General features: G+C 49.1%; 14 protein-coding genes. 12 read left to right on the top strand and 2 right to left on the bottom strand.

Going from position 1 to position 13,590, the window contains the following annotated elements; genetic code table 11:
- The first annotated feature begins 33 nt into the window (after positions 1 to 33).
- The 3 genes from ACAN55_RS18625 (at position 34) to ACAN55_RS18615 (ending at position 3,364) form a co-directional block, all read left to right on the top strand.
- The gene (locus ACAN55_RS18625; RefSeq protein WP_379136194.1) at positions 34 to 552 is read left to right on the top strand and encodes a MarR family winged helix-turn-helix transcriptional regulator; all 519 of its coding nucleotides are present in this window, start codon (positions 34 to 36) and stop codon (positions 550 to 552) included.
- 485 nt (positions 553 to 1,037) lie between these two features.
- Positions 1,038 to 2,285: an RICIN domain-containing protein gene (locus ACAN55_RS18620; RefSeq protein WP_379136191.1), complete on the top strand. Its 1,248-nt coding sequence runs from the start codon at positions 1,038 to 1,040 to the stop codon at positions 2,283 to 2,285.
- Positions 2,286 to 2,488: 203 nt separating this feature from the next.
- Positions 2,489 to 3,364 carry a serine/threonine protein kinase gene (locus ACAN55_RS18615; protein ID WP_379136188.1) on the top strand — a complete coding sequence of 292 codons (876 nt, stop codon included), beginning with the start codon at positions 2,489 to 2,491 and terminating at the stop codon, positions 3,362 to 3,364.
- A gap of 68 nt (positions 3,365 to 3,432) precedes the next feature.
- Here ACAN55_RS18615 and ACAN55_RS18610 read toward each other — a convergent pair whose 3' ends face one another.
- Together ACAN55_RS18610 and ACAN55_RS18605 are read right to left on the bottom strand one after the other, a co-directional pair.
- The gene (locus ACAN55_RS18610; protein WP_379136185.1) at positions 3,433 to 3,606 is read right to left on the bottom strand and encodes a hypothetical protein; all 174 of its coding nucleotides are present in this window, start codon (positions 3,604 to 3,606) and stop codon (positions 3,433 to 3,435) included.
- A 268-nt stretch (positions 3,607 to 3,874) separates the two neighbouring features.
- Positions 3,875 to 4,720 carry an SDR family oxidoreductase gene (locus tag ACAN55_RS18605; protein ID WP_379136182.1) on the bottom strand — a complete coding sequence of 282 codons (846 nt, stop codon included), beginning with the start codon at positions 4,718 to 4,720 and terminating at the stop codon, positions 3,875 to 3,877.
- 94 nt (positions 4,721 to 4,814) lie between these two features.
- Between ACAN55_RS18605 and ACAN55_RS18600 the strand changes: the two genes are divergently transcribed.
- The 9 genes from ACAN55_RS18600 to ACAN55_RS18560 all read left to right on the top strand — a co-directional run bounded on the left by ACAN55_RS18600 (position 4,815) and on the right by ACAN55_RS18560 (position 13,443).
- Positions 4,815 to 5,228, top strand: coding sequence for a MerR family transcriptional regulator (locus ACAN55_RS18600; protein ID WP_379136179.1), 414 nt, complete (start codon positions 4,815 to 4,817; stop codon positions 5,226 to 5,228).
- A gap of 421 nt (positions 5,229 to 5,649) precedes the next feature.
- Positions 5,650 to 8,280 carry an alanine--tRNA ligase gene (gene alaS, locus ACAN55_RS18595; protein ID WP_379136176.1) on the top strand — a complete coding sequence of 877 codons (2,631 nt, stop codon included), beginning with the start codon at positions 5,650 to 5,652 and terminating at the stop codon, positions 8,278 to 8,280.
- Between the two features lie 226 nt (positions 8,281 to 8,506).
- Entirely contained in the window at positions 8,507 to 8,782 is a 276-nt protein-coding gene (locus ACAN55_RS18590; protein ID WP_379136173.1) for an IreB family regulatory phosphoprotein, read from the top strand.
- A complete protein-coding gene (gene ruvX, locus ACAN55_RS18585; protein WP_379136171.1) occupies positions 8,779 to 9,195 on the top strand; it encodes a Holliday junction resolvase RuvX in 417 nt (138 codons plus the stop codon). Before ACAN55_RS18590 ends, ruvX begins: the two co-directional genes overlap by 4 nt.
- A 12-nt stretch (positions 9,196 to 9,207) precedes the next feature.
- Positions 9,208 to 9,516: a DUF1292 domain-containing protein gene (locus tag ACAN55_RS18580; protein ID WP_379136168.1), complete on the top strand. Its 309-nt coding sequence runs from the start codon at positions 9,208 to 9,210 to the stop codon at positions 9,514 to 9,516.
- Positions 9,509 to 9,811 (top strand): DUF1292 domain-containing protein, encoded by a 303-nt coding sequence (locus ACAN55_RS18575; protein WP_379136165.1) that lies wholly within the window; start codon positions 9,509 to 9,511, stop codon positions 9,809 to 9,811. The genes ACAN55_RS18580 and ACAN55_RS18575 overlap by 8 nt, the downstream gene beginning before the upstream one ends.
- A 224-nt stretch (positions 9,812 to 10,035) precedes the next feature.
- The gene (gene mltG / locus ACAN55_RS18570) at positions 10,036 to 11,085 is read left to right on the top strand and encodes an endolytic transglycosylase MltG (protein WP_379136163.1); all 1,050 of its coding nucleotides are present in this window, start codon (positions 10,036 to 10,038) and stop codon (positions 11,083 to 11,085) included.
- Positions 11,086 to 11,109: 24 nt separating this feature from the next.
- Positions 11,110 to 12,042 (top strand): peptidase U32 family protein, encoded by a 933-nt coding sequence (locus ACAN55_RS18565; protein WP_379136160.1) that lies wholly within the window; start codon positions 11,110 to 11,112, stop codon positions 12,040 to 12,042.
- Positions 12,043 to 12,114: 72 nt separating this feature from the next.
- Positions 12,115 to 13,443, top strand: a complete 1,329-nt coding sequence (locus tag ACAN55_RS18560; RefSeq protein WP_379136157.1) for a peptidase U32 family protein — start codon at positions 12,115 to 12,117, stop codon at positions 13,441 to 13,443.
- Positions 13,444 to 13,590 lie beyond the last annotated feature (147 nt).

The following is a 13,590-nucleotide window of genomic DNA, read 5'->3' as shown; positions in this document are numbered from 1 at the left end:
GGTAGGTAATCTAAATAAAATGGAGGTGCTCCAATGGATGCACAGTATAGCCAAGAGAAGAAGCTGCTTATAGCACTTGAAAATATTAAACGACTAACATCACGTGCACAGAATCTGGATTCGGTTCCTCATGGTGAGTTCGTGATGATGTTCGTGATCCAAGCTATGATGAAGAAGGAACAAACAGAGAATGCGGAGTCTTGCCCGGGCATTATGATTTCTAAACTAAGTGATCTGCTGCAGATTAGCAGGCCCACTGCCTCTCAAATGATCAGTTCGCTCGAGGAAAAAGGTTATATCCTGCGTGAGATGTCCCGCTCGGACCGGCGTGTGATCTATATCCGGCTTACCGGAAAAGGGGACAAGGTATTTGAAACGCTGATGACACGTTATTTGGGAATTCTGAACGAAATTATTGAGCGGGTAGGCAGAGAGGAAATCGATCAGCTGATTCATTTATGTGACCGCTTTCAAAATGCTGTGAACGAAGTCCGTCCCAAGCTGATGTCTCAACTTTCAATGGAGGAGTTTCCGGCGATGGAGTCGCTATAGCCGGACTTTGCAGAAATGTTTGTAGCCGTACCAGACATGTACTGGTACGGCTTTTTTGCCGTTCCGGTGTGAACTGAAAGTTGCATCTTTGTTATCCATGCTTACGAATTGGTATATAACCCCCCCCGGGAGCAAATTTATACTGAATAGAGACCGGTACAATAGGAGCCGGGGATTTCCGGCCGCTGTTGGCGTAGCTGCCCGCCGTACGTGCTGATCATTCTGCTGGCGAAATAGGGTACGAGGTGGAGAAATATAGGATAATAATACTATTTTGTAAAATAGACAAAATTTAGGTGGAAAATCAGAACGAAACCGGTTTATAATGGGAATATAACAAATGATAGCGCTACCATTTAGGGATTTCTTTTACATAAAGCAGTATTGAAAATGGACAAGCCGTGGAGAATGTCGGTTCAGGAGATTTCAAATGTGCGTGCGCGCCGTGCATTGAAATAAGAATGATCATAACGGAGGGAATAATGATGTTGAAAAGAGTTAAAGTGTTAAGCTTGCTCATGCTGTTCACACTCTTGATCTCTTTGGTACCTGCCATGACCTCTAATGCAGCAACAAGCTGGAATCTGGTGTGGAGCGACGAATTCAACGGCACCTCACTGAACACGTCCAACTGGACAGCAGAGATCGGCACCGGCAGCAGCGGCTGGGGTAACAACGAGCTGCAATATTACACCAACCGCACGCAGAATCTTCAAGTCACGGGAGGAAATCTCGCCATTACGGCACTGAAGGAATCCTATGGCGGCATGAATTATACTTCTGCCCGGATTAAGACTCAAGGACTCAAGAGCTTCACCTATGGCAAAATGGAAGCCAGAATCAAGCTGCCTTCTGGGCAGGGGCTGTGGCCGGCATTCTGGATGCTCGGTGACAATATTAATACGCCTAATGTGGGATGGCCTAAATGCGGCGAGATCGACATCATGGAACGGGTTAACAATAATGCTTCCATTAACGGTACGGTACACTGGGATGCGAACGGCCATGCCGAATTTGGCAGAGTGTCAGGAAATCTTGATTTCTCCCAGTTCCATACCTACAGCGTAGAGTGGGACGCCAATTATATCCGCTGGTTTGTGGACGGAGTACAGTTTAATGAAATCCTGATCCAGAACGGAACCGGCAACACAGAGGAATTCCAAAAATCGTTCTTCCTGCTGCTGAATCTGGCTGTAGGCGGCAACTGGCCTGGAAGTCCTGACGGCTCGACACAGTTCCCGGCGCAAATGCTGGTTGACTATGTACGGGTGTACCAGGCTTCAACTACCGTGTCCCCCATCGTTAGCGGCGGGATCTATACTTTAAGCTCAAAGGTCAGTGGTAAAGTGCTGGATGTTGTGGATGTGTCCACGGCAAATGGAGCCCAAATGCAGCAGTGGACCAATTATACAGCTAGTAACCAGCAATTCCGGATTGACAATATGGGCGATGGGTACTACAAATTAACTGCGATTCACAGTGGAAAATGCCTGGATGTGCCGAATAGCGCCGCTACCGTCGGCTTAAGGCTTCAGCAATGGGATGACAATGGAACCAACGCCCAGCGGTGGAGCATTGTCGACGCCGGAGGCGGCTATTACAAGCTGGTCAACAAAGCGAGCGGCTTGGTAATGGACGTAGCCAGTGCTTCCACTGCGGACGGAGCAGCCGTACAGCAGTACACGGATAACGGATCAGATGCTCAAAAGTGGCTGTTCACCAGAGTTCAATAGTTCAATAATGCCGTTGTGACGGGGCGCAGTGTATAGGAGACGGCAGGCAGATCGCCAATTTAATGTAAAAGCAAACAGGCAAGCTCCATATATATGAGCTTGCTTGTTTATTTTGCGTGGGCCGGTTATGCTCCAGTTACTAACATGTGTTCACTGCCTGCAGGCCATTCAGAGTATAGACGGGGGAAAAGGGGCAAATAGTGATGGGGTCACTTTTTCGTTGTCTATTCTCCAAATCTTTGGAAGGGGTTGACCAGTTGGAGAGATGGCGTAATTTCATCACAGCCTGGCGAGACTATCCGCCACAGCCCGGATCGATGATTGGTGAACGGTATCAGGTTCTGCAAGTTCTCGGCATAGGCAGCTATGGTATAGCTTCTCTATGCAGAGATAAGCTAGCGGATTGTGAAGTGGTTGTGAAGCTGGCTAAACCCAGCAAGAAACAACCGGGAAAGATTCTATTGGAGCGGGAGAAAGAGGTACTGTCCCTTCTGGATCACCCTTTTATTCAAAGACTAAGGGATTATGGAGAAAGCAAAGAGGGAAGTTGGCTGGTTACCGATTATGTCGATGGCAAGACGCTGGAGGATCTGATCTTCGAGGAGCAGCGTGTGATCGGGGAGCGGGAATGCCTCCACTGGACGCTAATGCTTATGGATCGGGTATCCCATATCCATGAGCGGGGATTTGTGCATCTGGATCTGCGCATTCCTAATGTCATTGTGCAGGAACAGGAGATTGTCGTTATCGATTTCGGTCTGGCACGCCCTATCGGCGGCGGGCAAGGACGGTTGTGGGAGGATGGAGCGTTAAGCTCAATGCCCCCGCCGCGAGTACCGCCGTTCATCCAATCAGACTTAAGTGATATCGCTCATCTGATGTTATACATGCTGTACTCCAGTTTCCATCCGGATCATGGAGTTCAGGAACGGACCTGGGAAGAAGAGTTATCCTTATCCATTCCAATGCGTAAGATGCTCAGGAGGCTGCTGGGCCTGGATGAGACGTATGCCGACACCGAAGCTTTTATCACGGAGCTAAGGGCGGCATTTAAAGGATTGCCTGGCAGTCCAAACTGATATTGCCCCGTCATCATACTGAAAAGAGCCATCCCCCAAATGGAATGGCTCTTTAATATGGATTCATGTCACCGATTAGCTGGAGCTGCCATGCCGATTCTTGTAATGACCATGTCCATAACTGCCTCCGTGATGTCCATGCCCGGATGAGGAGTACCTTCGGCCATGGTGTCCTGCACTGCTTGAATTACGGGTGTAATGACCTTTTCGGGCACTGCTGGAATATTTATGGTGTCCGCCATGTTTGGAATGCTCCAGGGAATGCATAACCTTGCCAAGCAATTTTCTAAGCATGCGTATCGCCTCCGTAATAGAATGTTATACGAACTGCATCATTGATTAAAATTTTAACTTTCTTGACAATACATACGATTCAAAAGCCAACGGGTTTCAGAATTTAGCACTTTTGCGTTATTAAAAAAGGCCAACCAGTCATCTCTGGTTGACCTAATTATTAAGAAGGGATTGTCCTAAACAGCCACTTAAGAGCTGATGGTACCCCCTCCTTTTTTATTTAAAATAATGCCCTGCTTCGAGATCGTCGATCAATCCGGGCTGCACCGGGTTCCACCCCAGTAGCTCCCGTGTTGCCAGACTCGCCTGCGAGGTGTTGTACAAGCTTGTGATGTCGAATGCCGCGATGGCTCCAAGAAAGCCGAAAAGGGCCGCAGCTTCTTCAGGGGTTATGCTGATTGCTGGCACGTTCAACTGCCGCCCGATGACCGCAGCGATCTCGTGGAGCGGAATGCCCTCATCCCCTGCACCAAGCAGCCGTGAGCCCGCAGGGGCGGATTCCAGCGCCAGACGGTACAGAACCGCTGCATCCAGGCGGTGAACTGCCGGCCAGCGGTTTGTTCCGTCGCCAATGTAGGCGGCGAAGCCTTTCGCCCGCGCGATGTCGATCATCATCGGTACAAAACCTTTATCGCCTTCCCCATGCACGGACGGTGCAAGCGAGACGATAGCTGTCCGAACACCCCGCTCTGCCATTGCTAGTACTGCTTGGTCCACGGTAGTTCCGTTTGCGTGAGCCGTGGTAATGAACGGCTTCCCGGAGCCTTCAAGCACTGCCCCAATGGCTTCAACTGCCCTCAAATCCAGGGCTAGCGCACCTTCAAAGTCGGAGAAGTCATTGGTGAATGCCAGATGAACCACGCCGTCCGCAGCAGCGGCCCCGCTGCGCAGTGTATCGAGATCGTCCAGCGTGCCGTATAGCACTTCGGCTCCCGCCGCCTGTAATCCCGCGGCTCTTTCTTCAGAACGGCAAAGCCCCGTCACCGTATGCCCTGCGCCGATCAGTTCCCGGACGACCGCTGAACCGATATATCCTGTTGCTCCTGTAACAAAAACATGCATAATAACTACCTCCTTCAGTAATTGACTGCTTGAATAGTTTCAGCATAAACTATGAAGTGAACTCTAGGGCAAGATGTCTAAAGGAGAAATCATTATGAAAATTCAGGAACTCGCGGACAAAATGGGGCTCACCATCCATACGATCCGCTTTTATGAAAAGGAAGGCTTGCTGGACAACCGGCATGTCCGCCGGGAAAGCAATAACTACCGCAACTATTCGGAAGAGGCTATCGAGCGGTTGAAGCTCATCAAGAAATTCCAGTCCATAGGCTGTTCGCTGGCCGAACTGAAGGAAGCTCTGCAGGACCACGACACCAATGCGCGCACCAACCAGCAGATCATAGATTGGATTATCAGCAAGAAAAAGGAGATCGAACGCAAGAAGCAAGAATACGACCTAATGCTGGACACTCTTAACTGGATGCTGGAGTATCGGACGCTGCTCATGAATGATCCGCAAAAAGCTCAAGAGATGTTTAATACTTGGCATGCACGATCATCTGATTAAAGAACCTGTGTTCATTTATATGACCTAAAATCCTCCAATTTAAGGCCTCAAGATTGACAGGAATAGGGGCACTGGCTATACTTGAAATGTTAAAATGCAAAGCGCATAAAACGTTGATGAAATGAAGTACACCGGACGATTGTCTTGACCAGAGAACAGGTTCCTATGCAGCCCCAGGCTGCACTGGCTGAAAGAACCTGCAGGGCAGAGCGGTGGAAAGCTGATTTCGGAGTGCGAGACAACCTCGCCGGGGGCTCCCGTTAATAGCCGCGACAAGGCGATCGCTAAGCAACGTGGTCCGGAAATCCCGGCCAAGGCGATAACCAGGGTGGTACCGCGATCTAATCGTCCCTGAATTATTCAGGGGCGTTTTTTTGTTTTTCTGTGAGAAAATTCAACTATTAGACAGGAGCTGTGTACAATGAAAGCAAGTGAAATCCGTTCCAAATGGCTGCAATTCTTCGAAAGCAAAGGCCACAAAATTGAGCCAAGCGCGTCCCTCGTTCCGCATAACGACCCGTCGCTCTTGTGGATCAACGCAGGTATGGCGCCGCTGAAGGCGTATTTTGACGGCCGTGAGGTTCCTGAGAACCCTCGCCTGACGAACTCGCAGAAATGCATTCGTACCAATGATATCGAGAACGTCGGCAAGACGCGCCGCCACCATACATTTTTTGAGATGCTGGGTAATTTCTCTATCGGAGATTACTTCAAAGAGGAAGCTATTACATGGGCCTGGGAATTCCTTACCGGCAAAGAATGGATCGGCTTCGATCCGGACCGCCTGTCGGTAACGGTGCATTTTGAGGACGAAGAAGCGTTCAAACTGTGGAATGAAAAAATCGGAATTCCCGCAGAGCGTATCTACAAGCTGAAAGAAGAGAACTTCTGGGATATCGGCGAAGGCCCTTGCGGTCCTTGCTCGGAGATCTTCTATGACCGCGGTGATGCTTACGGTGATTTGTCTGATCCTGAATGTAATCCTGCCGGAGAGAACGAGCGTTTCCTGGAAGTCTGGAACCTGGTATTCTCGCAATTTAACCACAATAAGGATGGCAGCTACACGCCGCTTCCTAACAAGAACATTGATACCGGAGCCGGTCTGGAACGTTTTGCTTCCATTCTTCAGGATGTGGATTCCAACTTCGATACCGATCTGTTCCAGCCGATTATCCAGAAGACTGCGAAGCTTGCCGGTGTACAATACAAAGACAATCTCGAGGCGGATATTGCGCTGAAGGTTATCGCCGATCATATCCGTACCGTTACATTCGCTGTAGGCGATGGAGTTCTTCCTTCTAATGAAGGACGCGGATATATCATCCGCCGTCTGCTCCGCCGTGCTGTTCGTTACGGTAAAAACCTGGGTCTTGACCGTCCGTTCCTGCATGAATTGACTGAAGTAGTCGGTGAAGTAATGGGTGTCTATTACCCGACTGTGGTTGAGAATCGTGAATATATCGCTAAAATTATCCGTTTGGAGGAGGAGCGCTTCCACGAAACGCTTTCCGACGGGCTTGCTATTCTCGCTGAAGTCAGCAATAAAGCGAAGGAAGACGGACTCGGTGCTATTGCCGGAGCGGATGCCTTCAAGTTGTACGACACCTACGGCTTCCCGTTTGACCTGACAGAAGACTATGCTGCTGAGCAGGGACTGACTGTGGACCGAGCAGGTTTTGATGCAGCGATGCAGGAACAGCGTGACCGTGCAAGAGCTGCCCGTGTCGATAACGGCAGCATGAAGGTACAAGGTGGCGCATTGTCCGAACTTACGGTTAAAAGTGAATTTGTTGGTTATAATGACTCCATAAAAGAAACGAAAATCGCCGCTATCCTAGTAGGCGGAGAGCTTGTTACTACTGCCGGTGAAGGAACCGAATGCCAAGTTATCCTGGAAGCAACGCCTTTCTACGCCGAAAGCGGCGGGCAAGTCAGCGACACTGGCGTGTTGACAGGCGGCTCTGTTTCGGCGAAGGTGAATGGTCTGTTCAAGGCTCCGCACGGTCAACATGTACATCTGGTAACTGTTGAATCGGGTGAGCTGCGTACGGGAGATACAATCCGGGCAGAAGTTAACCGTGAACAGCGTGAGGATATTGTGAAAAACCATACAGCCACTCATCTCCTGCACAAAGCGCTCAAGGAAGTTCTGGGCGGTCATGTGAATCAGGCAGGGTCGCTGGTAGAAGGCGCACGCCTCCGCTTTGACTTCTCTCACTTCGGGGCGATTACGCCTGAAGAGCTTACTGTTATCGAACGCCGGGTGAATGAGCAAATCTGGCGCGGGCTGGATGTAGTTATTGAGAATAAAGGCATTGAAGAAGCCAAAGCAATGGGTGCTATGGCGCTCTTCGGTGAGAAATACGGCAATATTGTCCGTGTAGTTCAAGTTGGCGATTATAGCTTAGAGCTGTGCGGAGGCTGCCATGTATCTAATACTTCACAAATCGGTATCTTTAAGCTGGTCAGCGAAAGTGGCATTGGCTCCGGTGTACGCCGGATTGAAGCGGTAACCGGCCGGTACGCTTTCGAGTTCACTGAAGGGCAACTTGATCTGTTGAAGCAGTCCGCAGGGCTGCTCAAGTCGTCTCTGAATGATGTTCCGAAACGGATCGAAGCGATTCATGCTCAAGTGCGTGAGCTATCCCGTGAGAATGAATCCCTGCAATCCAAGCTGAGCGCAACATTCGCTGCTGAGCTCACTGGACAGGTCATTACAGTAGGCGGCGGCACACAGCTGCTTGCGGTTTCAGTACAAGCTACTAATATGGACGCGCTGCGTACCACAGCCGATGAATTGAAATCTAAGCTTCCGGATGCGGTGGTTGTGCTTGGGGCGGTCATGGAGGATAAAGTCAACTTTATCGTAGCCGTACCTCAGGAACTGGTAAAAAAAGGATTCCATGCCGGCAAACTAGTGAAAGAAATCGCAGCGGTCTGCGGAGGCGGCGGTGGTGGACGTCCGGACATGGCGCAAGCCGGCGGTAAGGATGTTACTAAGCTGGAAGAAGCTCTACGCAAGGCTGAGGAACTTGTAGCAGCACAAGGTTAAATTGCTAATTTTGTTAAAAATAACGGTATTCCTGCCCGAAAATGAATGTTTTTCACTATTTTTGTAGATTAAATGCCAAAAAAAGCGCTATTTTCGGGCAGGATTTCCTCGTCAGGTCGTGAATATGTTATGATGAGGGCAGTAATAAAGCTGTAAGTATAGCTATATTGCAGCAACTTTGCGAAGCTGCCTTAGCCGGCGGTTCTGCAGAAGGAAGGTGTCACAAATGGACTCCATGGACAAAACAGTTAAATTCAATGTGAAGGGCGACGAAAAGGAAGCTTCTCCCCGGGAAATTATACTTTCTGTATACGATGCACTGGTGGAGAAAGAGTACAATCCGATCAATCAGATTGTAGGATATCTTATTTCTGGAGATCCGGCTTATATTCCGCGCCATAACAATGCGAGAAGTTTGGTCCGGAGAAAAGAACGTGATGAACTGATCGAAGAATTGGTCCGCTTCTATTTGGCCAATAATCGGGTGGATACTACCAAATGAAGAAACTCGGTTTAGATTACGGTGACCGCAGAATCGGTGTAGCGACCAGTGATATTTTTGGCTGGACTGCACAAGCTTTGGAGACCATCGAGCGCCGCGGAAACGGCAATGAGTTTGAACGCATCCGCGAGCTGGTGAATCAGCACGAAATTGGAGAGATAGTACTTGGGCTTCCAAAGAATATGAACGGTTCAGTAGGCCCTCGTGGTGAGATTTGCATCGAGTTCGCCGAGAAGCTGCGGGAGCAGCTAGGATTGCCCGTACACCTTTGGGATGAGCGCCTGACAACAGTATCCGCTGAGCGGGTACTAATTGAAGGGGACGTCAGCCGGAAGAAACGCAAAGGGATTGTGGACAAAATGGCCGCAGCCCTGATACTGCAAAATTTTTTGGATGCCAACAGTAAAAGGTGAGGGGTGTTTCATATGACAAACGAGCAAATTGGCCAAGAGGAAGAACCGGAAATTATTTATATTCCCGACGAGGAAGGTAACGAAGAGGAATTCGAAGTCATCATGAAGTTCGAAGTTGATGGTTCAGACGCCAAGTACATGATGGTTGTTCCACTCGATTCCGAAGATGATGAAAGTGACGAGGTTTATGCTTTCCGTTATGAAGAGGAAGGGGACGACCTTCAGCTGTTCATGATTGAGGACGACGAAGAATGGGCGATTGTCGAAGAGACCTTCAACACGCTGGTAGACGAGCTGGATGGAGGATCCGGGGATGACTGATTTTTCCGCCGATCAAGCGGTATGGACTTCCAGACTAAAAGAAGCTTATGGTGAAGCGGTAGAGCTGGAGGATGAATCCGGCAAAGCTTCCATTTACAATATTGTTGCCGAGTTTGAAGTATCAGGCCGAGCCTATGCAGTTCTGCAAGGTCCCGGAGTAGGGGAACCGGAAATTCTGCGCATTGTTGTATCACCTAGCGGATTACCGGAGCTTGAGACCATTGTGGATGATGAGGAATGGGAAGACGTTTCGGAGCTGTTTGACGAATTGACCTTCTCAGATGAAGACCTGTAGCGGTGAATGAACTTTGTATGTGCTGCGTGAGGGAGGGCGGAGAATTCCGCGCTCTCTTATGCATATATACGGGAAGTCCTTATATTTTACGAGAAACGGGCACCGTCGCAATGGGGACAGTGCAGCCGTTTCTTCTTGCGTTCAGGGAGTCGCCCAAAAAATAAATGTTGAATTTAAAAGAATACAATTTTATATTTATAGTCGGGAAAGTGAGGAGACATTACTTGAAATCCGTAATCCGCACTCTGCTTGTTCTGATTCTGCTGCTGGCACTGGCAGCCGGGGGAGGAGCATGGTATGTATGGAAAGGAATGCAGCCGGTTGAACCTGCAGGTCCAGCCGTTACATTCACGATTGAGAAAGGCATGGGAAGCTCTGAAATTGCCGACCTGCTGGAGAACAACGGTATCATTCGTAACAGTTTATTTTTTAAGGGGTACTTAAAGTGGACAAAGGAAGGCGCCCAGTTCAAAGCAGGAACCTACAACGCCAAACCCGGCGACACCTATGATAATCTGATTTCCCGGCTGAATGCCGGCGATGTGGTTAAGAAAGAAATGGTTACCTTTACCGTACCCGAAGGATTTACTGCACAGCAGGTTGTGGTGAAGCTGGCAGAGGCTTGGAACGTGGACTCATCACTATTTTTGAAGCTGGTTGATTCTGGCGAAGGTCTTAAAGAAAGTGAGATTCTGGGAATCCCTAAGGATCAGGAGCTCCGGCACCGGCTTGAAGGTTATTTATTCCCGGAGACCTATGAGGTTGTGAAAGAAAGCACTCCTGCGGAAGTAGTGGAAGTGATGCTGGAGCAGCTGCAGAAGAAGCTGGACGCTATACCGGATTGGCAGCAAAAGCTGAAAGAACGCGGCTTAACTCTGCATGAACTGCTTACTGTAGCTTCGCTCGTCGAGCGTGAGGTTGTTGTGGACAGTGAACGTCCGCTCGTTGCGGGTGTTATCTATAACCGCTTGGAAAAAGGCCAAAAGCTTGAGATTGATGCTACCGTTCAATATTTGCTGGATAAGCAAAAGGACCGTCTGCTCAATAAAGATCTGGAAGTGGTCAGCCCGTATAATACGTATAAGACTGAGGGTCTGCCTCCGGGGCCAATCTGCAATCCCGGTATTGCTGCTATTGAAGCGGCACTCTCTCCTAAGAAATCGGATTATTTCTTCTATGTGACGAAAAAGGACGGCAGCCAAGGCCATCTGTTCGCCAAGACTTACAAAGAACATTTAGCCAATATTCAAAAAAGCAAACAAGGCGCTAAATAATTAAGATAGTACAGGAGGAACATCATGAATAAGAAACCGGAACTGCTGGTGACGGCCGCTTCCCTGGAAGAAGCAGCAGCGCTGCTGGATGCCGGTGCAGATGCACTATTGATCGGAGACGACCGCTTTGGCATGAGACTGGCCGGGAATTTCTCGCTGGAAGATACCGCTGCGGTCGTGTCTATGGCACATGGTAAGGGCAGCAAAGTCTATGCGGGGCTGGGTGGACTGATGCCTAACCGGCTGCTGGAGGAGCTTCCACCCTATGTAAGAGCTATAGCTGAGCTTGGTGTGGACGGGGTTGAGTTCGGTGATCCTGCCGTACTGATGACCGTTAAGAGTGAAGCACCTGGAATGCAGCTGCACTGGAATGCAGAAATGACCTCAACCAATTATGCTACGGCGAATTATTGGGGCAGAAAAGGAGCTTCACGGGTAGTGCTTGCCCGGGAGCTCAATATGGAAGAAATGACTGGTATGAGGCCGGAGCTTCTAGTAGAGGCACAGGTTCAGGTGCATGGGATGACCAATATTTATCATTCCAAGCGGAAGCTGGTGGAGAGCTACATGGCTCATCAGGGACGTCCGTTGGATGGTGGGAGCCTTGGCAAGGAACGCGGTCTGTTCCTGATTGAGGCTGAACGTAAAAACGAGAAATTCCCGATCTACGAAGATGTGAACGGAACGCATATTATGAGCTCTGATGATATCTGCATCCTTGAAGATCTTCATGTACTCATGGAAGCAGGTGTGGAGAGCTTTAAGATTGAAGGCCTGCTGAAGCCAGTTGCCTATAACGTGGCTGTGGTACAAGCCTACCGTCATGCCATTGACTTGTATTATAATGATCCATCTGCTTATGCTTTCCGGGAAGAATGGCTGGAGCCTATCCGCCGGTTGCAGGACCCGGAAAGAGAGCTCACTTTCGGATTTTTCTATAAAGAACAGGTATTTTAAAATAAGATGCTAGAATAAACATCGAAGATTAACCTCACTTTGTGGGGTAACTTTTGGAGGGGAGAAAAAGGAATGAAAACCATGGCTAAGCCGCAATATAAGGGCTCACGTTACCGCCTGGACAAACCGGAGCTCCTTGCTCCGGCGGGCAATTTGGAAAAATTGAAATTCGCCGTACATTATGGTGCGGATGCGGTATATATCGGCGGGCAGAAATATGGCCTGCGTTCCGGTGCAGACAACTTCAGCTTTGAAGAGATGCGTGAAGGTGTTGAATTCGCCAAGAAATATGGTGCCAAGGTGTTTGTGGCTGCCAATATTTACGCTCACAATGAAGATATCGCAGGTATTGAAGAATACTTGCGCAATTTATATGAGGTTGGCATCGCTGCGATTATCGTGGCGGATCCGGCGATTGTTGAAACGGCCCGTCGTGTCGTACCAGGGTTGGAAGTGCACCTCAGCACCCAGCAGTCTACGCTCAATTGGCAGGCTGTATCCTTCTGGAAAGAAGAAGGGCTTCCGCGCGTAGTCTTGGGCCGGGAGACCAGCCTTGAAGAAATTGCCGAAATTAAGAAACACGTTGACATTGAAATCGAATCGTTTATTCATGGTGCTATGTGCTCCTCTTATTCCGGCCGTTGTGTGCTGTCTAATCATTTCACGGATCGTGATTCTAATCGTGGAGGCTGCTGCCAGTCCTGCCGCTGGAAGTATGACCTGTTCCAGGATGATCGTCCGGATGGAACGTGGGTATCGGAGGAAGATGCGGAACAGCAAACTTCTCCGGAACGATTGGAGCCTGGTGTGAATCAGGTACCGCTCCATTTGCCAGAAGATAATCCGTTCAGTATGGGCTCAAAGGATTTGTGCATGCTGGAGAGCATCCCGGATCTCATTGAAGTGGGCATTGACAGCTTCAAGATTGAAGGCCGGATGAAGTCGATTCACTATGTAGCCACCGTAGTTAACGCCTACCGGAAGGCGATTGACAGCTATATGGCCGATCCGGAGAACTATGTGATGAAGCCTGAATGGCTGGATGAGCTTAACAAAGCCGCCAACCGGCCGCTGAATACCGGATTCTTTTATGATACACCGGATCATGAGGATCACATTTATGAGCCTGAAGAAAAAGCAGCCCCATATGATTTCGCCGGATTGGTCTTGGAGTATGATCCGGAGAGCGGCACGGCTTTGATTCAGCAGCGTAATCATTTCAAGCCGGGACAAGAGGTAGAATTCTTTGGCCCGGACAACACATTCTTTAAACAGTCTGTAGGCGAGCTGTGGGATACCGCAGGAAATATTCTTGATGCAGCACGTCATCCCATGCAGACGGTCCGTATGAAAGTGGATCAACCTGTAGCTTATTTTGATATGATGCGTAAAAGAAAATAATCACGGGTCCTAAAATTTGCACAACGTGCGAAACTGTTCTTTGTCAAGAGAATAGTTTCGCATTTTTTTTGTGACAAAACAGGAAGTAATAGGACAATAGAATTAAAAATAGTAAATTATACTAAAAGATTTGTGGTAAAATACCGA

Source organism: Paenibacillus oryziterrae, assembly GCF_042610485.1.
Taxonomy (GTDB): Bacteria; Bacillota; Bacilli; order Paenibacillales; family Paenibacillaceae; genus Paenibacillus_AQ.
The sequence above is the reverse complement of the archived record's forward strand: the minus strand, read 5'-3'. Positions and strand labels throughout refer to the sequence as shown.

Excerpts from the sequence above, each read along its gene's own strand:
- ACAN55_RS18560 (WP_379136157.1), top strand. The coding sequence starts at position 12,115 with ATGAAAACCATGGCTAAGCCGCAATATAAGGGCTCACGTTACCGCCTG.
- ACAN55_RS18605 (WP_379136182.1), bottom strand. The coding sequence starts at position 4,720 with ATGCATGTTTTTGTTACAGGAGCAACAGGATATATCGGTTCAGCGGTC.
- alaS (WP_379136176.1), top strand. The coding sequence starts at position 5,650 with ATGAAAGCAAGTGAAATCCGTTCCAAATGGCTGCAATTCTTCGAAAGC.
- ACAN55_RS18615 (WP_379136188.1), top strand. The coding sequence starts at position 2,489 with ATGGGGTCACTTTTTCGTTGTCTATTCTCCAAATCTTTGGAAGGGGTT.
- ACAN55_RS18590 (WP_379136173.1), top strand. The coding sequence starts at position 8,507 with ATGGACTCCATGGACAAAACAGTTAAATTCAATGTGAAGGGCGACGAA.
- ACAN55_RS18565 (WP_379136160.1), top strand. The coding sequence starts at position 11,110 with ATGAATAAGAAACCGGAACTGCTGGTGACGGCCGCTTCCCTGGAAGAA.
- ACAN55_RS18610 (WP_379136185.1), bottom strand. The coding sequence starts at position 3,606 with ATGGCGGACACCATAAATATTCCAGCAGTGCCCGAAAAGGTCATTACA.
- ACAN55_RS18575 (WP_379136165.1), top strand. The coding sequence starts at position 9,509 with ATGACTGATTTTTCCGCCGATCAAGCGGTATGGACTTCCAGACTAAAA.
- ACAN55_RS18625 (WP_379136194.1), top strand. The coding sequence starts at position 34 with ATGGATGCACAGTATAGCCAAGAGAAGAAGCTGCTTATAGCACTTGAA.
- ACAN55_RS18620 (WP_379136191.1), top strand. The coding sequence starts at position 1,038 with ATGTTGAAAAGAGTTAAAGTGTTAAGCTTGCTCATGCTGTTCACACTC.
- ACAN55_RS18580 (WP_379136168.1), top strand. The coding sequence starts at position 9,208 with ATGACAAACGAGCAAATTGGCCAAGAGGAAGAACCGGAAATTATTTAT.
- ruvX (WP_379136171.1), top strand. The coding sequence starts at position 8,779 with ATGAAGAAACTCGGTTTAGATTACGGTGACCGCAGAATCGGTGTAGCG.
- ACAN55_RS18600 (WP_379136179.1), top strand. The coding sequence starts at position 4,815 with ATGAAAATTCAGGAACTCGCGGACAAAATGGGGCTCACCATCCATACG.